This window comes from Pseudomonas sp. B13(2017), from assembly GCF_002113245.1.
GTDB lineage: Bacteria > Pseudomonadota > Gammaproteobacteria > Pseudomonadales > Pseudomonadaceae > Aquipseudomonas > Aquipseudomonas putida_Z.
In genome coordinates this window covers 12,965-32,558 of the sequence record NZ_NEJX01000030.1, presented here as the reverse complement: position 1 = coordinate 32,558, position 19,594 = coordinate 12,965, and the positions used below count along the sequence as shown (strand labels likewise).

Below are 19,594 nucleotides of genomic sequence, written 5' to 3'. Positions count from 1 at the left end.
GATCGAAATCAACCCCCGCCCCTTCCCCGCCCTCGCCAGCAACTTGGCCAGGTTGGCCAATATCCGCCCCCCGGTCGCGGCAAACGGGTGCCCGGCCGCCAGCGAACTGCCCTTGACGTTGAGCTTGCTGCGGTCGATCGCCCCGAGCGGCGCATCCAGCCCCAACCGCTCACGGCAATAATCGGCATCTTCCCAGGCCTTGAGCGTGCACAGCACCTGGGCAGCAAAGGCTTCGTGAATCTCGTAATAGTCAAAGTCCTGCAGCGTCAGGCCATTGCGCGCCAGCAGCCGCGGCACCGCATACACCGGCGCCATCAGCAAGCCTTCGCGACCAGTGACGAAATCCACTGCAGCGGTTTCGCCATCGACCAGATAGGCCAGCACCGACAGCCCCTGCTGCTCGGCCCATTCCTCGCTGCCCAGCAACACCAGCGAAGCACCATCGGTCAGCGGTGTGGAATTGCCCGCCGTCAGCGTGCCCTGCCCGCTGCGATCGAAGGCCGGCTTGAGCCTGGCCAGTTGCTCCAGGGTCAGGTCGGGGCGCAGGTTGTTATCACGGGTCAACGACAAAAACGGCGTCAGCAGGTCATCCTGCCACCCTTCGGCGTACGCGGCAGCCAGCGCCTGGTGGCTGAGCAGCGCCAACTCGTCCTGTTCGGCACGGCCAATGCGCCAGGCCTGGGCCATGCGTTCGCAATGCTCGCCCATCGACAACCCGGTGCGCGGCTCGCCGTTGCGCGGCAATTCGGGTTTCAGGTGGTGAGGGCGCAGCTTGAGGAATGGCTTGAGCCGCTCGCCCAGGCTTTTGCCACGGTTGGCCTGCAGCAAGATGTGGCGCAGGCCTTCGTTGACCGCAATCGGCGCATCGGAGGTGGTGTCCACGCCGCCGGCAATGCCGCAGTCGATCTGCCCCAGGGCAATCTTGTTGGCCACCAGCAGCGCTGCCTCCAGCCCGGTGCCGCAGGCTTGCTGGATGTCGTAGGCCGGCGTCTGCGGCGACAGCCGCGAGCCCAGCACGCACTCACGGGTCAGGTTCATGTCACGCGAGTGCTTGAGCACCGCACCGGCCACCACTTCCCCCATGCGCAACCCATGCAAGCGGTAGCGTTCGATCAGCCCTTCGAGGGCGACGGTGAGCATCGCCTGGTTACTGGCCGTGGCGTAGGCGCCATTGGAGCGGGCGAAGGGAATTCGGTTGCCGCCCAGGATCGCGACCCGGCGAAGTGAACGCATGCGCTTGTTCCTCCTGAAACAATTTGATCCGTACAGCCTAGGTGTTTTTACCGCACTCGAACGACCTTGCCACAAAGTTGGTCCACACTTTCAAGCTTGCCTTCCGGGAGACCCACTCATGAGCGATCGCTACCTCGGCTTTGCCAACTCCAACCTAGGCCGCCGTCTTGTGGATGCCCTTGGCCTGCCACGCCCGGCGCCGCTGGAGCGCTGGCAGGCCGGCCGCCTGCGCCCGGTCGAGGGTGCCCTGGTACTGGGTGGCGGGCCACTGGCGAGCCAGGTCGAAGCCATTGCCCCGCGCCTGACCGACACGCTTTACAGCTTCAATACCGACAACCTCCAGGCCGAAGCGTGGGTGGCTGGCCTGGGGCCGAAGATCAAGGCCGTGGTATTCGATGCCAGTCACCTGTCCGACAGCGACGCGTTGAAGCAGTTGCGCGAATTTTTCCAGCCACTGCTGCGCAGCCTGGCGCCGTGCGCCCATGTGGTGGTGCTGGGCCGCGCGCCAGAAAGCCTCGACGACCCGTTGGCCAGCATTGCCCAACGGGCCCTGGAAGGCTTCAGCCGCTCGCTGGCCAAGGAGCTGCGCAACGGTGCGACCGCGCAGTTGCTGTATGTCGGGCCCGGCGCGGAAGACCAGCTGGAAGGTGCCCTGCGCTTCTTCCTCTCGCCCAAAAGCGCCTTCATCTCCGGCCAGGTGCTGCGCCTGCATGCCTGCGCCAGCCAGGTCGAGGACTGGACCCGGCCGCTGGCTGGGCGCCGCGCCCTGGTAACCGGTGCCGCGCGCGGCATCGGCGCCGCCATTGCCGAAACCCTGGCCCGGGACGGTGCCGACGTACTGCTGCTGGATGTGCCGCAAGCCAGCCAGGACCTCGACGCCCTGGCCGCACGCCTGGGCGGCAAGGCGCTGCCCCTGGACATCTGCGCCGGCGACGCGGCAACGCAACTGCTTGCAGCCCTGCCCGACGGCATCGACATCGTGGTGCACAACGCCGGTATCACCCGCGACAAGACCCTGGCCAACATGACCCCGGAATACTGGGACGCGGTGCTGGCGGTCAATCTCAAGGCACCGCAGGTGCTGACCCAGGCGCTGTACGACAACGGCGCCCTGGGTGAAAACGCGCGTATCACCCTGCTGGCCTCGGTCAGCGGCATTGCCGGCAACCGCGGGCAGGCCAACTATGCCGCGAGCAAGGCCGGGCTGATCGGCCTGGCCCAGGCGTGGGCGCCCCGGCTCGCCGAGCGCGGCGGCAGCATCAATGCCGTGGCACCCGGTTTCATCGAAACCCACATGACCGCCGCCATGCCCATGGGCCTGCGCGAGGCCGGGCGACGCTTGAGTTCGCTTGGCCAGGGCGGCCGCCCGCAGGATGTCGCCGAAGCCATCGCCTGGCTCAGCCAGCCGGGCTCCGGTGCAGTCAACGGCCAGGTGCTGCGGGTATGCGGCCAGGCCTTGATGGGGGCCTGAACATGAGCCGACACTGGCACGACCTGCACAGCCCGGCTTCGCGCGCCAGCCTGTACCTGCGCGCGGCCAGCAAGCGCAGCATCAGCGGCGACCAGCTGCCGGACGACGGCCTGCGCTGCTTCATCCGCGTCCAGCCGGGCAACCTGGCCGCCTATCGACGGTTGTGCCACTTTACCGACGATGGCCGCCTGCCAGGTACTTATCCACATGTCATGGCGTTCACGCTGCAGTTGCAGTTGATGACCGCGCCAAACTTCCCCTTCCCGCTGCTCGGCCTGGTGCACCTGCACAACCGCATCGAGGTGCTGCGCCCACTGGGCGGGATCGAAGGGCTGCGCATTGCGGTGCATGCAGGCAATCTGCAAGCGCATGCCAAGGGCGGCACCTTCGACCTGGTCACCGAAGCCGAAGACGGCATCGGCCTGCTCTGGCGCGAGACCAGCCGCATGCTGGTGCGCGGGTTGAAGCTGGAAAGCGAGGCAGGTGAGCCTGCCGAGGACGAACCGCAAGCGTTGCCAGAGGCGACCCGCTGGTACGCCGACAGCGATATCGGCCGGCGTTATGCCAAGGTCTGTGGGGACTACAACCCGATCCACCTCAGCGCAGCCAGTGCGCGGCTGTTCGGCTTCCCCACGGCCATTGCCCATGGCATGTGGAGCAAGGCCATGGCCCTGGCGGCACTGCGCGGGCACCTGCCGCACAGTGGCTATGCCTTCGAGGTGGATTTCCGCAAACCGGTGCGGTTGCCGTCGGAGGTGGTGCTGGGTGCCAGTGAGGCGGGGGCTGCGGGAGAGCTGCGCCTGGATGGGCATGGAGGGGTTCTGCATATGGTCGGGCGCTGGGACCGGCTTTAAGCCCTCATCGCCGGCAAGCCAGCTCCCACAGGGGGCGCGCAGGCTTGGGCCGGTAGTTATCCTGTGGGAGCTGGCTTGCCGGCGATTGGGCCGCATAGCGGCCCCCTTGCTTTGCATCGGGCCTGCGCAGAAGCTATGCAGCATTAGGAGACCCCCGATGAACCTGCAAGAACTCACCCAACGCCTGCACCAGATCCGCGACAACAACGACTGGCGTGGCTTCCACAGCCCGAAGAACCTGGCCATGGCCGCCAGCGTCGAAATGGCCGAACTGGTGGAAATCTTCCAGTGGCTGAGCGAAGACCAATCGCGCCAGCTGCCCGCCGACAAGCTGGCCCATGCCGGCCAGGAAATCGGCGATGTGGTGCTCTACCTGTTGCTGCTGTGCAGCGAACTTGGCCTGGACATGGACCAGGTAGTGCGAGCCAAGCTGGCCGACAGCGAGAGGCGCTTCGCCCGATGAACGACCGTCACTTCGATGAGCTGGCCACCCGCTTTGCCGAGAAGATCTACGGCGGCGCCAAAGGCGCCATCCGCCTGGCCGTGCTGCAGGCCGACCTGGCCGAAGCCCTGCCCGACCGCCCGCTGCGCATCCTCGACATCGGTGCCGGGTTGGGTCATATGGCTTTGTGGCTGGCCCAGCGCGGCCACCAGCTGACCCTGGCCGAACCCGCCGCGCCGATGCTCGACGGCGCACGGGCGCGCTTTGCCGAAGCCGGCCAACCGGCCACCTTCATCCAGGCCCCCTGGCAAGACCTGCTCGGCCAGCTGACCGAACCCTACGACCTGGTGCTATGCCACGCCGTACTCGAATGGCTGGCCGAGCCCGAAAGCATCCTGCCGGTGCTGCATCAGCTCACGGCCCCTTCCGGGTGGCTGTCGCTGGCCTTCTACAACCGCGACGCCCTGGTCTATCGCAACCTGCTCAAGGGCCATTTCCGCAAGTTGCGCAGCAACCGGCTGGAAGGTGAAAAGCAGAGCCTGACCCCGCAAAAACCGCTTGATCCACGCGAGCTCAGGGCGCAACTTGATCCTATGTGGCAGGTTGAAAGCGAAAGTGGCGTGCGGGTGTTCCACGACTACATGCCCAAGGAATTCCAAGGCAAGGCCGAGCTGCTCGACCTGCTGGAAATGGAACTGGCCTACCGTCGACACCCCAGCTTCGCCGGGCTCGGCCGCTACCTGCACTGGGTCTGCCGCCCCCGCTGACCTGCCCGCCGGGAGGAATACATGCCGTACCGTCTGTTGTGCCTGGCCGTGCTGCCGCTTGCCCTGGCTGGCTGTCAGGGCAGCAACCCCTATGTGGCCAGCAGTCGCCCGTTACCACCGGCGCCTGCCCAGGCGGCCAGCACCTTCGATGCCAGTGCCTACCCGACACCGGCCCGTGATTACGGGCACTACCGTAGCTGGAGTTGGCGCGACGGCCAGTTGCCCAGTGGCTCGGTCGATACCGACCCGGGGCAACTGGCCGATGCCGTCAGCGGCGCGCTGGACCAGCATGGCCTGCGTCCCGCCCGGGGCGGCCCCGGCGACTTGCTGGTCAGCGCCGACATACGCCTGGAAAAGCGCTTGCGCCAGGTACGTGACTACGATGCCTACGACCCTTACTACGGCCCGTACCCCTACGGTGGTGTCGGTTATGGCGGCTACCGGCATGGCTATGGTGGCTATGCCAGCGTGCCCATCGTGCGCACCTACGAGGTGCAGGTGATGGTGGTGCGTATCGACCTGTACGACGCCCGCAGCGGCCAGCCGGTATGGAGTGCCAGCGCCGAAAGCGGCAGCGACAAGGACTCGCCGCGTGAACGCGAAAGCGCCCTGCGCGATTCTGTGCACAAGGCGCTCAACGGCTATCCTCCCAGTTGATATCCAACGGAGAACCATCATGTTGCGCCGTCTCGTTCTACTGTCATTCGCGTTATTGCTCGCCGCCTGCTCCAGCAATAACGTCCAGCAGGATTTCGATGCCAGCCGTGACTTTGCCGCCTATCGCAGCTGGGCATGGCAGGAACCGGGCCTGCAGTACCGCCCGGACGACCCACGAATCAAGAGCGACCTGACCGAGCAGCGCATTCGCCAGGCAGTCGCAAACCAACTCGACCAGCGCGGCCTGCGCCCGGTGCAAAGTGGCGCGCGGCCAGACCTGACAGTGCGTGCGTACCTGATCGTCGAGCAGCGCCAGCAACAGATCACCACCAACTACGGCGGTGGCTGGGGGGGCTACTGGGGCGGCTACTGGGGTGGGCCGATGTACAACGAAACCCGCAGCGTCGACTACAAGGTCGCCACCATCCAGATCGACTTGTTCGATGGGCGCGACAGCAAGCTGGTGTGGCGCGGCAGTGCCGAGCAGATCATGAACAACTACCCGCCAAGCCCCGAGGAACGCAACAGCGCGATCCAGAACACCGTGACCAAGGTGTTGGCCAACTACCCGCCGGGGAGCAGGAAGTAACACCGAACGCGGTTATGCAGGCGCCGCAGCCCCTGTGGGAGCGGGTTTACCCGCGAAGAAAACAACGCGGTGCATGGCACCGGCTTTGCCGGTGTTCGCGGGTGAACCCGCTCCCACAAGGGTCGCCTGCGAGGCCTGTTTCAACAGCGACAAAATCCATCCCGACCACGCCTTTTTCCCTCTCCCGCTCCACTCCCCGCAGGTTCCCGTCTATCTTCACTTAAGGAAACCTGACTGACCGGGTAGATGTGTTCAACATTTGGGAAGGGCGACCTGCCAATGCAAAGCATTGTTCTCCTGCTGTGGCTTGCCTTGTGCTCCGAACAGGACGTGCGTCAACGCCAGATATCCAACATGCTCACCCTTGGCGTGGCTACCTGCGCCCTGGCCTGGCTGTTCGCCACCGGCCACAGCTGGATCGGCGCCGATGCCAGCGATGCAGGTTGGGCGCTGGCCATCGTCATGCTGCTGACGCTGCCCGGTTACATGCTCGGCCGTTTCGGCGCCGATGACGTCAAGCTGATGGGCGCACTGGCCCTGGCCACCAGCCCGCAATACGTGCTTGGCACCTTCATCGGCGCCGGTGTCAGCGTGCTGCTGTGGCTGCTCACCCGCCGGCGCCTGTGGACCTTGCTCAACCCAAAGGTGAAAAAGCGTTTGCAGGCCCTGACCGAAGAAATGGGTGACAAGCAGGCGTTCGTCCCCTATGTGCTGGCCGGCTTTCTGTTGACAGCGGTATGGGTCCAATGAGCCAGCCTGTGGTCCGACACCTTGTACAAAACTTGTACATATTCGCTTGGTGCGACTATTTTTAAACTGCCAGAGCGTCTGGCCCGGGAGCAGGGCCGTATACGAACAGGGAGTGGATCGTGTCCAGACAAGTGAGTGAGTTGAAGGTTTTGGTGGTGGACGACCAACCGGTCATTGTCGAACAACTCTGTGAATTCCTCGAAACCAAGGGCTATGTTTGCGTACCGGCCCATTCTGCTGACGAAGCCATCGAGCGCTATATGGCAGACCCAGCCATCGGTCTGCTTATCTGCGACCTGCACATGCCGGGACGGGATGGCGTTGAACTGATGCGCACCCTGAAGCAGGTCGACGGCAGCCAGCGCATGTTCGAAGCCATCATGTTGACCGGGCGTGCCGAGAAACAGGACCTGATCCGCGCGCTGCGCGAAGGCTTTGCCGATTACTACCAGAAGCCGGTGGACCTCGATGAACTGCTGGAAGGCATTCGTCGGCAGGAAGAGGCGTTGCTGGAACGCCAGCGTAACTTCCGCGACCTTGGCGGATTGAATCAACGCCTGCAGGATCTGGCCGAGTCGATTGACGAGCTTTACCAGGATTTGGAAAAAGCCCGGGGCCAAGGTACTCATCGGCGTGCCACGGATGTGGAAGAAAGCGAAAGCGAGCTGCCAGCGGCGTTCGAGAAGCTGTCGCCGCGCCAACTGGAGGTGGCCCGCCTGGTGAGCAAGGGCAAGACCAACTACCAGATCGCCTGTGAGCTAGGCATTACCGAGAACACCGTGAAGCTGTATGTGTCGCAGGTGCTGCGCCTGACCCACATGCACAACCGCACCCAGCTGGCACTGGCACTGACACCCAGCTCGTCGCCGGTGCATCAGCGGTTTACTACCCACTAAACAGGTAGCTTCAAGATTTTGGCGGCTGCGTTGCAGCCCATCGCGCCCCCTGTGGGAGCGGGCGCGCCCGCGAACACCGGCGCAGCCGGTGCCATGCTCCGCGTTGGATTCTTCGCGGGCGCGCCCGCTCCCACAGCGCCCCCTTACATTTGAACGCCAAGCGTCAAGGTCAGCCGAGGCCCGCGGCCCAGGCTGTCCAGTGCCACATCCGCCAAAGGCTTGGCCAGCTCCAGCGCCACATTGAACAAGCGCCCATCGCCCAACCGCACACCAAGCGCCGCCGAAGCAAGGTGGGCATCCTCCACAGGCCCCCGGTTATGCCAGGCCTGCGCCGTATCCACCACCACATAGGGCTGCAGCAACGCCAGCCAGTTGGCGTGCATGCTGTAGTTCACCTCGTAAGCCACACCCCAACCCTTGTCCCCGTCCGCCTGGTCGCGCGGGTAGCCACGGCCGAAACTCTGCCCGCCAAACCCCGCACGCTCGCTGTCGGGCAAGCGGTCATCACTCCAGTACAACGCACCAGACACCACCCCCTGCCAGTTACCGAGCAGCCTGTCGCTCTGCAAACCGGAAAGCCGCAACCGCAGAAAATCCAGATCGTAGTCGGCATCGCTGCGCGCCCCCAGGTAATCCAGGCCCTGATAGACCCCGGCGCTGACGATACGCAAACGGCCCTCTTCCACCTTGCGCCAGTCGCCCTCGAATGACAGCGCACGCACGTAGGTGTCGTAATCCCGTGCCGATGGCAACCCATCCACCCGGTCCTCGAAGTGCTCACTGACCGAATACACCTGCCCCTGCACCACCATCCATTCATCCGGCCTGACGATCACCGGCTGGCGCAGGCCGATCGCATAGCGATCGCTGTTGCGCTTGCGGGTGATGTCACGGCCATCGTCCAGACGAATCCGCGTGCCGGGCTCGCTGCGGTAGCGCGAAGCCGACAGCAGCAGCTGGCTGCCGCCCGCGTCCAGGTACTGGCTGTAGGCCAGGCGCTGGTAATGCACCTGGTCATCCCCCGGCGGCAGCAACAGGCTGGCCTCGATCTGTTCGGCAAAGCGAGTCTGGGCGTGGCTGGTTGCCGTCAGCAGCGCCTGTGCATCGTCGCGGTTGCCATCAGCAACGGTAACCGCAGCGCTGAACGGCTTGCGCTGCGCATGCACGGTCAACCGCGCAGCACCATCAGCGGTTTGCGCCACGGCCAGCTGCGGCTCTATCGTCACCCCCGGCAGGCGCTCGGCCAGGCCCAGGTAGCGCTCCAGCGTTTCCCGGGTCAGCGGGCGCTCGGTGGCAAGCCGCTCCAGCAGTTGGTGCAGATAGGCGCCGGCCGGGCCGATATCGCCGTCCACGCGGTAATCACGGATATAGCCTTCGACCAGCACCACATTGACCCGGCCATCGGCCACCTCCTGCGGCGGCAGGTAGGCGTACGACAACAGGTAGCCTTCCTGCCGATAGCGCTGGGTCAGGCGCGCGGTGTACTGCTGCAGCTCGCCCAACGTGGTCTGGCGCCCGATCAGCGGTTGGTAGTGTTCGCGCAGGTCGCTCAAGGGGAACACCGTGCCGCCTTCGAAGCGCACTTTATGCAGCACCAGCCGGGTATCCGCAGGCGCCCACGCGGGGCTGTCGCCATCCGCCCCGGCCAGCTGCAGGTGAGCGCTGACCGGGCGGTAGGCGTCTATCGGCAGGTTGGCGCCGGGCAGGCGACGTTCGTACTCATGGCTGTCGAGAAAACCCGGCAAAGGTTCGGCATGGGCCGCAAGCGCCCAAGGCAGCAACAACAGGGGCACGGCCAGAGGACGCATAGGGCGCTCCATGTTCCCTGGGGCTGCGTTGCAGCCCTTCGCGGGCACGCCCGCTCCCACCAAGATCGCGCATTTCCTGAACTGTGGGAGCGGGCGTGCCCGCGAAGGGCCGCAAAGCGGCCCCAAATTGCTTGACTGACAGGCATCAGGGGCGCCAGCCGGTCACACCCGTTACTTGCAAGCGTAGGTGCTGCCTCGGCCCTCGTCGAACAGCTACTCGCTGACCTGGAACGCCACGCGCGCCGTCTCGCCGCTTTCATCCAGCGCGCTGATTTCCGCCTGGCCTACCTGTTGGAAGCGCACCAGCAGGCTGTCCTGCCCCTGGGTTTCGCCCAATGGCTGGCCGTTGAGGAACCACCAGCGCCGCCCGCCGCCGCCCAGCGCCGACACATACAGTTGCAACGGCTCACTGCTGGTGGCCGGGCGGCGCAGGTTGTCGCCCGGGCGCACGCCCACGATCGAAAGCGGTGGCGCGCTGGCTGGCACCTGCGGCGGGCAGGCCGGGTCGATGGCCGGCAGGCGCGCCGCACGCCGCTCCACACGTGGCAGCCAAGGCTCCAGCGGGGCTGGCCATAGGGCGATATCTCGGGCCTTGGCGCCCGGGCAACTGCCATCGACGCGCAGCCCCTGGTCGTTGACCCATACGCTTTCGCGCAGGCCCAGGCCGAGTGGCTGGTCGGCGGCCTGCAGGGTTGGCGGGGTAGTGCCGTCCAGGGTCCAGGCGAAACGCTGACGGCGGCAGTTGCGGTCCTGTTTGTTCATCGGCTGGCCCAGCGGCCAACAGATCGCCGCCACGCCGACATTGGCCGGCACCCGCTCCACCGGCACGCCGATGCCACGCTGGCTGTCACGGTTGCTCAGCAGATCGTGCACCTGCAGCATCAGCGGCGCCGCCGAAGCCAGCCCGAATTGGCCGGGTACCGGTGTGCCGTCGGGGCGGCCGATCCATACGCCGATCAGGTAGCGCGGGCCCACGCCGATCGACCAGGCATCGCGAAAGCCGTAGCTGGTGCCGGTTTTCCAGGCCAGTTGCGGGCGTTGTACCAGCTCGGCATGCGGGTCGCGGTCGGGGCGCGCCTGGCCGCTGAGGATACGCCGGATGATCCACGCAGCCCCTGGTGACAGCAGGCGCCGTTCCAGCAACGGATCCTGCGGTTGCAGGCGTACCCGCGCACTGTTGCCACCACGCGCCAGCGCAGCGTAGCCACCCACCAGGTCCTCCAGGCGGCTGCCCGCGCCACCCAGGATCAACGACAGGTTGGGCTCGGCCAGGGGCGGCAGTATCAGCGGCATGCCCGCCATGCGCAGTTGCGCGGCAAAGCGTTTCGGGCCGTAGGCCTCCAGCAGCTGCACCGCCGGCAGGTTGAGCGACAGCGCCAGCGCCGAACTGGCCGACACCGGCCCGCTGAAACCCATGGAGAAGTTGCCGGGGCGATAGTCGCCATAGCGTCGCGGCACATCCTGCAGCAGCGACTCGGAATGGATCAGGCCATCATCCAGCGCCATGCCGTAGAGGAACGGCTTGAGGGTGGAGCCCGGCGAGCGCAACGAACGCACCATGTCGACATGCCCGAAACGGCGCTCGTCGGCCAGGTCGATGGAGCCCAGGTAGGCACGCACCGCCATGGTTTGCGCATCGACCACCAGGATGGCGGCGGAGGTGCGCTCCGGCAGCCGAGCACGCCAGCCCAGCAGCAGGTCTTCGAGGCGCCGCTGCAGCGCGGCGTCGAGCGTGGTGCGGATCAGCGGCGGGCTATCGGCGCTGTTCAGGCGCCGGGCCAGCAGCGGCGCCAGGGCCGGCTCCTGACGTGGCGCCAGCACCAGCGGTTCTTCGCCTGCCTCACGGATTTGCTGGGCCGGCCACACCTGGTATTCGGCCAGGCGTTGCAGCACCTTGTCCCGGGCGCGCTGGGCACGTTCGGGGTGGCGGTCCGGGCGCAGGCGACTGGGCGCCTGGGGCAGCACGGCCAGCAGCGCAGCTTCGGCCGGGGTCAGGTGCATGGGTGACTTGCCCAGGTATGCCCAACTGGCGGCCGCCACGCCCTGTAGGGTGCCGCCGAAAGGCGCGCGGTCCAGGTAGATCTGCAGGATTTCGCGCTTGGACAAATGCCATTCCAGCTGCGCCGTGCGCCACAGCTGGCGCAGTTTGCCGGCCAGGGTGCGTTCATGCGGGTCGAGCAGGCGCGCGACCTGCATCGACAGCGTGCTACCGCCCGACACCACACGCCCGCCACGCAGGTTCAGCCAGGCAGCGCGGGCCAGGGCCAACGGGTTGACCCCGGGGTGGCTGTAGAACCAGCGGTCCTCGTAGGTCAGCAGCGCCTGCAGATACAGCGGCGAAACCTCGTCGGGGCTGACCGGGTAGCGCCACACGCCATCGGCATCGGCAAAGCGCCACAACGGCGTGCCGTCCTCGGCCAGCACCACGCGGGCCAGGTCGTCGCCGGGCATGGGCAGCGGCCAGAGGCGGTCGGCCAGCCACAACAGGCCGAACAGCACCAGCATGCCGATCACCGTGGCGCGCAACAGCCTGCCCGCACGGGTACGCGGCCGCGTTAAGCTTGGCATCGGGAACCGACCTGGTCAGGTGATGGCCAAAGGCTTGGGAACGGCAACATCGCCGATTCGTTCATCAGGAAGCAACTATGCATGTAGAAGGTTTTTTCGAGTGGCTGGGCCAGGCGCTGGGGTCGTTGATCCGCTTCATCGTCGACGCATTGAGCGGGCTGTTCAACCTGCTGGCCAGTGCCGGAGGCAATTTCATTGATGGCCTGGCGCGCACCTTGGGCATGGAGACCTCGCTGCTCAGCATCCTCGCCCTGATCATCGGGCTGGTGCTGCTGTACTCGGCAATCCGCGCGTTCATGCGCGCCTCGATCATCCTCGGGATCATCTGGCTGCTGCTGGGGTTGTGGGTGATGAGCTGGGTGATTCACTGAACAAGGCCGGGGGCCGCGTTGCGGCCCAATCGCCGGCAAGCCAGCTCCCACCTCGACCGCGTCGCCCTCAAGCCATGCTCCATCCTGTGGGAGCTGGCTTGCCGGCGATGAGGCCGGTAAAGGCGACACAATTCTAGCGGGCTTTTACGGTCATCTCCCCTTGCCCATCCCCCACGGCCTGCAGGTTTGGCCGGTACATCGATTCAACCTGCGGCGGCGGCACGCGGTAGGTGCCCGGGGTCACTGCCCGAGCCAGGTACAGCAGGTGGGTGGTGCCGTAGCTGTCCAGCTTGAGCGCAGCGACGTAACGGTCATCGCGATACTCCTGGTGCACCACGCTGGCGTTCTGCATCGACTCGCGCCATTCCTTCACCGCACTGCTGGCGTTGTCCAGGCTGGCGGCACTCTGCGCCAGGTTCTGGTTCTCCAGCTCCAGGCCTGCCGGTAGCAAGTCCACCACCAGCGCATCCGGCACCCGGTCTTCGGCCTTGAGCGCCAGGTGCACCAGCACCAGGTCACCGCTGCGCAGGTTGTGCAGGTCCAACGGCTGGCCATTCATGCCCAGGTACTCACGGCGGATCTGCATGCCGTTGCCACCGGCCGCAGGCGCCTGGCGTGGGTAACCCGACAAGGTCAGTTGCTGGTACAGCGTTTCGCTGCCTTGGTTCTGCACACTCAATGGCGAAGCCAGCAACGGGCCTTCGAGCTTCATGCCGGCCTCGGCATTGTTGAACTCGCGCACTTCGCCCGCGCTGTCCAGGCGCGCCTGCCACTGGCCTTCCGGTTTGCCCAGCAGGCCACGGCCGGCCAGGAACAGCGCATTGCGCTCCTGGGTCGACAGCCAGCGGTTGGCCGCCAGTTCATCCGACAGGGCGAACAGGCGCTGGTCGACCTGGCGGCTGGCCAGGTTGCTTTCCTGCAGCAGCGCCAGGATCAGTGCCTGATCGCGCAGGGCGCTACCATAGTCGGCCATCCAGCCTTTACCGCGGCTGATGCCCAGGCCTGCCTGCAGGGCCTGCTCGGCACGCGGCTTGTCGCCCATCTTGTCCAGCGCCACCGCCAGTTGCACCAGCGGCAGGCCAGAGCGGGCGTCGGCACGGCGTTCGAACAGGCCACGCAGGGCACCCAGCGGCGCCTGCTGGCTGCGCGACAGCACCAATGCCGCATAGGCCTGCACAGCGAAGCGGGTGTGTTCGGCGTTCTCGCTGTAGTCGACTTCGATCAGGTTGCGCTCCTGCAGGTAGCGCAGCAGGCGCTCGCTGGCCTTCTTCAGCGCTTCGGCGGGCACACCATAGCCTTGGTCACGGGCGCGCAGCAGGAAGTCGGTGACATAGGCGGTCAGCCAGTATTCTTCTTCGCTGTCCGAGTTCCACAGGCCGAAGCTGCCGTTGTAGCGCTGCATGCCCAGCAGGTGCTCGATACCCATCTCGATCTTGCGCTTGCGCACATCGGCTGGCTCACCCTTGATGCCCAGGCGCTTGAGGCTGTCGGCATCGGCATACAGCGACGGGTAGAGGCCGCTGGTGGTCTGCTCCAGGCAACCGTAGGGGTAGGCTTCAAGGGCACGGATCTGCTCGGCCAGGTTCAGCGGTGGCCGGCTCGACAAGGCCAGGCTGGCTTCAAGCCCGGCGGGTTCGAAGGCGGCCAGGTCTGCTTCAGGCAGGGTCCATGGCTGGTCCTTCAAGGCCACGCGGTAGTGCTTGAGCATCGCCGGGTAGGCCGGGCGCACGCCCAGCGTCCACTCGCGCTCGAACGCGCCGGTCGGCTCGTTCGGCAGTTGCAGACCAGTGACCCGCACATGCACCTTGCCCTGCCCCAGGCCTCCCTGGGCCTGTACCGGGATCATCAGCGTCGAGCGCTGACCTTCAGCCAGGGCAACGTTCTGCACGGCGTTGGCCGCCAGGCTCAGCTGCCCTTCAGTGCTGATTTCAACGTTCAGCTGCTGGGCGCGGCCCGACAGGTTGGCCAGGTCCAGCGCCAGGCTGGTGCGGTCGCCACCGGCCAGGAAACGCGGCGCCGAGAGCTCGGCGATCAGCGGCGCGGCGACCACGGTCTTGCCTTCGGCCATGCCGAACTGTTCCTCGGTCCAGGCCTGGGCCATCAGCCGCAGTTCGCCATTGAAGTCGGGGATATCGACCGTGGCCTGGCCCTCGCCCTTGTCGTCCAGGGTCACCGGCAGGCTCTGCTGGGCGACGATGGTCACCGTGGTGTTGGGGCGCTTGCCACCCTTGGCCATCGCCGCGTCACCACCAAATGCCAGGCTGGCCAGGCGGCCCTGGCCGGCTTCGATCAACTGGCCGTAGATATCCAGCTGGTCAGCACCGTAAGCCTTGCGCCCGAACAGGCTGGCGAACGGGTCAGGGGTCTTGAAGTCGGTGATGTTGAGGATGCCCACGTCCACCGCCGACAACAGCACATGCACCTGTTCAGGCACGCTGCCATCGGCATTTGCAGCCTTGACCTTCACGGTCAGCGGCTGTTTCGGGCGCATTTTCTCCGGCGCCTGCAGGCTCACCGCCAGCTTGCGCTCGGCGCGGTTCAGCGGCAGGTGCAGCACGCCCACCGCGCGTTTCGGCGTGGCGTTGGCCTTGCGCTCACCCGGGCGGATCACCAGCGCGCTGATGTACAGGTCATGGCGTGCCCACTGCTTGTCCAGTTGCACATCGAACGTCTTGCCCTCGGCGGGCACGTCGATCTCCTGCCACCACAGCGGGCCGTCGCTGGACTCGATCATCAGGTAGCCACTGCCGGCTGCGGGCGGGGTGACGGTGACCTTGGCGGTAGCGCCGTCGGCGTAGGCCGGTTTGTCCAGCGCCAGCTTGACCTGGTCCGGCCGCACCGCGCCGCCTTCGGCGTTGTCCTGGGCGCGGTAGCCAGCCCAGAAGCGCGCGCTGGACACCAGGCCCGTCTCCGGATCCTCCACCTCGACACGGTACGGGCCCCATTCCACCTGGAAGCTCAGCTTGGCGGTGGAGCCGGCCTTGACGCTGACGGTCTCTTCGCTCTGGGTGAGGAATTTCTCGTTGTAGGCGTAGCTCCAGCCATCGCTCTGCGAGTAGTTCCAGTAGTAGTCGCGGCGCTCGCGTACCAGCCGCACCTTGAGGTCGTTGGCCGCCAGCTTCTTGCCGTTGCGGTCGGCCACCAGGAACTCGAACTCCACCGGCCCGTCACTGTCGGTTTCCTCGCCGTCGAACAGGCCACGCAGGCCTGGCAGGCGCTCGGCCGGCCAGATGGGTTGTTCCAGGCGCCGGGTAATCGGCCGGCCACCGGACTCCTGCAGGCTGGCCTGCACGGTCAGTTGCAGCGGCGAGCGGGCTTCGGCCCAGCGGCTTTCGATGTCGACCACGGCCTTGCCGGCCTGGTCGAGGGTGACTTCGTCCAGCTCCAGGTCCTGGTTCAGCTCGGTTTCGGTGACCGAGCCGAACTGGTAGCCAGGCAGCGCCGGTACCGCCTCGCGCAGCGGGCGAACATAGGCCTGGCCGCTCAGGCGGTTGCCGGCAGCCGGGGCGCCGTAGAGGTAACGGCCATTGACCTGGATGCGTGCATCCTGATCCGGAGACAACGGTTTGCTGCTGCCCTTGAGTTCCAGCGCCAGGCGCTCGGGCAGGAAATCTTCGACGAGGAATTCGTACACCTGCTTGCGCCCGCCGCCCAGGTCGAGCAGCAGTTGCCAGCGCCCGGTCGGGGCCTCGCTGGCCAGCTGCAGCTGGTACTGGTACAGGCCATTGCCGTCGGCTTCCCAGACGAACTTGCGGCTGACCTGCTCATCCGGGCGACGCACTTCCACGCTCACTGGCTGCACCTTGACCGGCTTGCCGTCCTGGTCACGCAGCAGGCCGTTGAGCAACACCGTTTCACCAGGGCGATACAGGTCACGCGGGCCAAAGATGAAGAACTGCAGCGGGTTGGCCTGCGGGCCGGTGATGTCGAACTCGGCCAGGTCCAGCGCCGCGCTGCTCAGGCGCAGCAGGGTGGTGTGCACACCCTGGGTGGCGATCAGGGTGTCGGCCTTGGGCGTGATCGGCAGCTGGGCGTGGCCATCGCCATCGGTGCTGGCCTGGGCCAGCAGCTTGCCCTTGTCGTCATGGATTTCCAGGTTCACGCCGCTCATCGCCTTGCCACCTTCCAGGGCCTGGGCGAACACATCGAGGCGGTCGCGGTAGCGATGCGCGGACACACCGATGTCGCTAAGAGTGAACAGGGTCGCTGGTTGCGAGTAGTCGTAGGTGCCCGAGGCTCGCATCACCGCCAGGTACACGCCTGGCTCCTGCAGCGGCTTGATGCCGGCGATCGGCAGCAGCACGGTCTCGCGGGTGTTGCGTGCGGGGTTGAGGTCGAAGCGGCCGCTGTAGACCAGCTCGGCCATGTCCAGGGTTTCCTTGGACTGGTAGTAGTACAGGCTGCTGTTGCGCCCCCAGTTGACCAGGAAGGTCGAGAGCATGTCCGGCTTCACGCGGAAGAACTCGACATCGACCTTGTCGACGTTGAGGGCGATCACCGGCAGGCCCTCGGCCAGGCGCGTGGGCAGCAGCGAACCGCGGCTGGCGAAGCCGATGGTCGGCTGCATGTCGCGGGTTTCCAGGCGGCTGATCGACTCGCTGTCCAGTTGCTTGCCATTGACCGCCAGCAGGCCCTTGTCGACGGTCAGCACCAGCTTGCGCTGCGGCTCCAGGTGGCGCAGGCGCAGCTCCATCTGGTTGTCGGAGAGCTCCCAGGCGCCGTCGAGCTTGCCTTTGACGGTGTCGACCAGGTGCACTTTGCTGGCGAAGTCCTGCTTGGCATCCAGCGGCGCGGAGAAGCTTATCGACAGCGTCGCGGCGCCATCGAGCTGCACTTCGGAAACATCCAGCACCGTCAGCTCGCGGCCCTCGTAGCGTTTGGCGAGTACGGCCGGGTCTTCGCGTTGGGGTGCCGGGGTGGCAGCGGGCGCTGTGGCCGCCGGCTTTTCGGATGGCGCCGGCTTGTCCGGCGTCGAAGAGTCACAGGCACTGAGCAAGGCCAGCGCGCAGGCCAGCAACAATCCTTTGTTGAACATGGAGTAGAACTCTTAGGCAGCGTGTACGTGAGGGCAGCAACTATAGCGCAACTATGGTCGCGCGAATTGACTGCATGGCCGGTACACTGCTGGCAATTTAGAAAAGCGGGGGCGCTTTGCGCCCCTTTCGCGACACAAGGCCGCTCCCACAGGTACTGCACAGGCTTCCGGTTTACACGATTCTTGTGGGAGCGGCCTTGTGTCGCGAAAGGGCTGCGCAGCAGCCCCAGGATTCCCCAGGACACCCGATGACCTCACTGACCACAGACTGGCAGCACCGCCCCACCCACCACAAGGTCTGGGCACTGGCCGCGCCGATGATCCTGTCCAATATCTCCGTGCCGCTGGTAGCCCTGGTCGACAGCACGGTCATCGGCCACCTCCCCCACGCCCACCAGTTGGGTGCCGTAGCCGTGGGCGCCACGCTGTTCACCTTCATGGTCGGCCTGATGGGCTTCCTGCGCATGGGCTCCACCGGCTTCGCCGCCCAGGCCGCCGGCCGTGGCGACGGTGCAGCGCTGCGCCAGGTGCTGGTACAAGGGCTGCTGCTGGCGGTCGGCTTCGCCCTGCTGATCGGCCTGCTGGCCCTGCCCTTCAGCCAGCTGGCGCTGCAGGCGATGCAACCCAGCGCGGCCCTGCAGCAAGCCACCGAAGACTTCTTCCATACCCGCCTGCTCGGCCTGCCCGCGGCACTGGCCAGCTACGCCCTGGTCGGCTGGTTCCTCGGCACCCAGAACGCGCGGGCGCCGCTGGCCATCCTGCTGACCACCAACCTGCTGAACATCGCCTTGAACCTGTGGTTCGTGCTTGGCCTGGGCTGGGGCGTGCAGGGTTCGGCGCGGGCATCGGTGATTGCCGAGTGGAGCGCCGCCCTGCTCGGCCTGGCCCTGACCCGCCCGGCCCTGCGCTCCTACCCGGGGCAGATCGTGTGGGCGGCGCTCAAGCGCTGGCAGGCCTGGCGGCCGCTGCTGGCGGTGAACCGCGACATCTTCCTGCGCAGCCTGGCGCTGCAACTGGTGTTCCTGCTGATAACCGTGCAGGGCGCTCGCCTGGGCGAAGCTACCGTGGCGGCCAATGCCCTGCTGCTCAACGGCCTGCTGCTGACTGCCTATGCGCTCGACGGGTTGGCGCATGCGGTGGAGGCCCTGTGCGGCCATGCCATTGGCGCCCGCGACCGCGACACATTGCGCCGCTCGCTGGTGGTGGCCTGTGGCTGGTCGCTGATCACCAGCCTGGGGTTTGCCGGGTTGTTCCTGCTGGGCGGGCACCTGTTCATCGATTTGCAGACCGACATCGAAAGTGTGCGGGCAGCGGCCTATCCGTACCTGCCGTACCTGGCATTGCTGCCGTTGATTGCGGTGTGGAGCTATTTGCTGGATGGCTTGTTCATTGGCGCAACACGGGCGCGGGAGATGCGTAATGCGATGTTGGTGTCGGTGGTGATTGCGCTGCCCTTGGGAGTGCTCATGGGTGGGTTTGGCAACCATGGGTTGTGGTTGGCGTTTCTCGGGTTCATGGCGTTGCGGGCGGTGACGTTGGGGTGGGTGGGGTGGCGGTTGCAGGAAAAAGGCGAGTGGATTCAGTAATGCCGGGGCCGCTCCCACATTGATCGACGTACGCAGGACTTTGTGGGAGCGGCCTTGTGTCGCGAAATGAGGGCGAAGCCCTCACCTGCGGATTCACAGCCACACACAATCCCAATGTGGATAATCATCAGCCCGCCGCACCAGGCCAGCCCGAATGGGATTGGCGATGATGTAGCGCGCCACTGCCCTCACATCCTCCTCGCGGCGCAAAGCCCGGTCATGAAAGCTGGTCTGCCAGATATGCCGCCTTTCAGCCCCCACCTTGTACAGCGCACAACTGCTTCTGGACTTGAACTCGCACATCAGCCTACCCAGGCTCGACGGCCCAAGCTCGACAAGCCAGTGAAGATGATCCGGCATCAAGACCCACGCCAGAGACTGACACGCCTTGCGCTCTTCGCTGAGCCGCAATTGCTGGATAACTGTTCTGGCGAACAAGAAGTCTTTGAACAACGGTGTTCGGTTGCGGGTGGTCGTGGTGAGCAGGTAGAGACGCCCTGGTTCGGACACTCGGCCACTACGTAAACGATGGGAGCCGGGACTTTCCATGTCATCCTCCTTTGAACA

General features: G+C 65.9%; 15 protein-coding genes. 10 read left to right on the top strand and 5 right to left on the bottom strand.

From position 1 onward, the window contains the following. Window positions 1-1,233: acetyl-CoA C-acetyltransferase (locus CAG44_RS26010; protein ID WP_085591907.1), on the bottom strand; the 1,233-nt coding region annotated here is incomplete at its 3' end. Window positions 1,234-1,351: 118 nt separating this feature from the next. Here CAG44_RS26010 and CAG44_RS26005 point away from each other — a divergent pair. The 8 genes from CAG44_RS26005 to CAG44_RS25965 all read left to right on the top strand — a co-directional run bounded on the left by CAG44_RS26005 (window position 1,352) and on the right by CAG44_RS25965 (window position 7,659). Next, on the top strand, window positions 1,352-2,704 hold the full coding sequence (locus CAG44_RS26005; protein WP_025337579.1) for a 3-oxoacyl-ACP reductase: 1,353 nt from the start codon (window positions 1,352-1,354) through the stop codon (window positions 2,702-2,704). 2 nt (window positions 2,705-2,706) lie between these two features. Further along, on the top strand, window positions 2,707-3,558 hold the full coding sequence (locus tag CAG44_RS26000; RefSeq protein ID WP_085693333.1) for a MaoC/PaaZ C-terminal domain-containing protein: 852 nt from the start codon (window positions 2,707-2,709) through the stop codon (window positions 3,556-3,558). Window positions 3,559-3,715: 157 nt separating this feature from the next. Beyond that, the gene (locus CAG44_RS25995) at window positions 3,716-4,021 is read left to right on the top strand and encodes a MazG-like family protein (protein ID WP_013970728.1); all 306 of its coding nucleotides are present in this window, start codon (window positions 3,716-3,718) and stop codon (window positions 4,019-4,021) included. After that, window positions 4,018-4,767 (top strand): methyltransferase domain-containing protein, encoded by a 750-nt coding sequence (locus CAG44_RS25990; protein ID WP_015268825.1) that lies wholly within the window; start codon window positions 4,018-4,020, stop codon window positions 4,765-4,767. The genes CAG44_RS25995 and CAG44_RS25990 overlap by 4 nt, the downstream gene beginning before the upstream one ends. Window positions 4,768-4,788: 21 nt before the next feature. Continuing rightward, a complete protein-coding gene (locus CAG44_RS25985) occupies window positions 4,789-5,424 on the top strand; it encodes a DUF4136 domain-containing protein (RefSeq protein WP_025337577.1) in 636 nt (211 codons plus the stop codon). 19 nt (window positions 5,425-5,443) lie between these two features. Continuing rightward, window positions 5,444-6,013 carry a DUF4136 domain-containing protein gene (locus CAG44_RS25980; RefSeq protein WP_025337576.1) on the top strand — a complete coding sequence of 190 codons (570 nt, stop codon included), beginning with the start codon at window positions 5,444-5,446 and terminating at the stop codon, window positions 6,011-6,013. 279 nt (window positions 6,014-6,292) lie between these two features. Further along, window positions 6,293-6,763, top strand: coding sequence for a prepilin peptidase (locus tag CAG44_RS25970; protein WP_075044498.1), 471 nt, complete (start codon window positions 6,293-6,295; stop codon window positions 6,761-6,763). Window positions 6,764-6,882: 119 nt separating this feature from the next. Then, the gene (locus tag CAG44_RS25965; protein ID WP_085693329.1) at window positions 6,883-7,659 is read left to right on the top strand and encodes a response regulator transcription factor; all 777 of its coding nucleotides are present in this window, start codon (window positions 6,883-6,885) and stop codon (window positions 7,657-7,659) included. Between the two features lie 143 nt (window positions 7,660-7,802). Here the strand turns inward: CAG44_RS25965 and CAG44_RS25955 are convergent, their stop codons facing one another. Then, window positions 7,803-9,467, bottom strand: coding sequence for a ShlB/FhaC/HecB family hemolysin secretion/activation protein (locus tag CAG44_RS25955; RefSeq protein WP_085693327.1), 1,665 nt, complete (start codon window positions 9,465-9,467; stop codon window positions 7,803-7,805). Window positions 9,468-9,680: 213 nt separating this feature from the next. Next, on the bottom strand, window positions 9,681-12,035 hold the full coding sequence (pbpC, locus tag CAG44_RS25950; RefSeq protein WP_085693325.1) for a peptidoglycan glycosyltransferase PbpC: 2,355 nt from the start codon (window positions 12,033-12,035) through the stop codon (window positions 9,681-9,683). 77 nt (window positions 12,036-12,112) lie between these two features. Between pbpC and CAG44_RS25945 the strand changes: the two genes are divergently transcribed. Beyond that, window positions 12,113-12,406, top strand: a complete 294-nt coding sequence (locus tag CAG44_RS25945; protein ID WP_025337571.1) for a hypothetical protein — start codon at window positions 12,113-12,115, stop codon at window positions 12,404-12,406. A gap of 133 nt (window positions 12,407-12,539) precedes the next feature. Here the strand turns inward: CAG44_RS25945 and CAG44_RS25940 are convergent, their stop codons facing one another. Continuing rightward, window positions 12,540-17,441 (bottom strand): alpha-2-macroglobulin, encoded by a 4,902-nt coding sequence (locus tag CAG44_RS25940; protein WP_085591921.1) that lies wholly within the window; start codon window positions 17,439-17,441, stop codon window positions 12,540-12,542. A gap of 248 nt (window positions 17,442-17,689) precedes the next feature. Here CAG44_RS25940 and CAG44_RS25935 point away from each other — a divergent pair, with 248 nt between their 5' ends. Beyond that, window positions 17,690-19,027, top strand: a complete 1,338-nt coding sequence (locus tag CAG44_RS25935) for an MATE family efflux transporter (protein ID WP_085591923.1) — start codon at window positions 17,690-17,692, stop codon at window positions 19,025-19,027. Window positions 19,028-19,120: 93 nt separating this feature from the next. Here CAG44_RS25935 and CAG44_RS25930 read toward each other — a convergent pair whose 3' ends face one another. Then, window positions 19,121-19,576, bottom strand: coding sequence for a transposase (locus tag CAG44_RS25930; protein ID WP_085591925.1), 456 nt, complete (start codon window positions 19,574-19,576; stop codon window positions 19,121-19,123). Window positions 19,577-19,594: the final 18 nt, after the last annotated feature.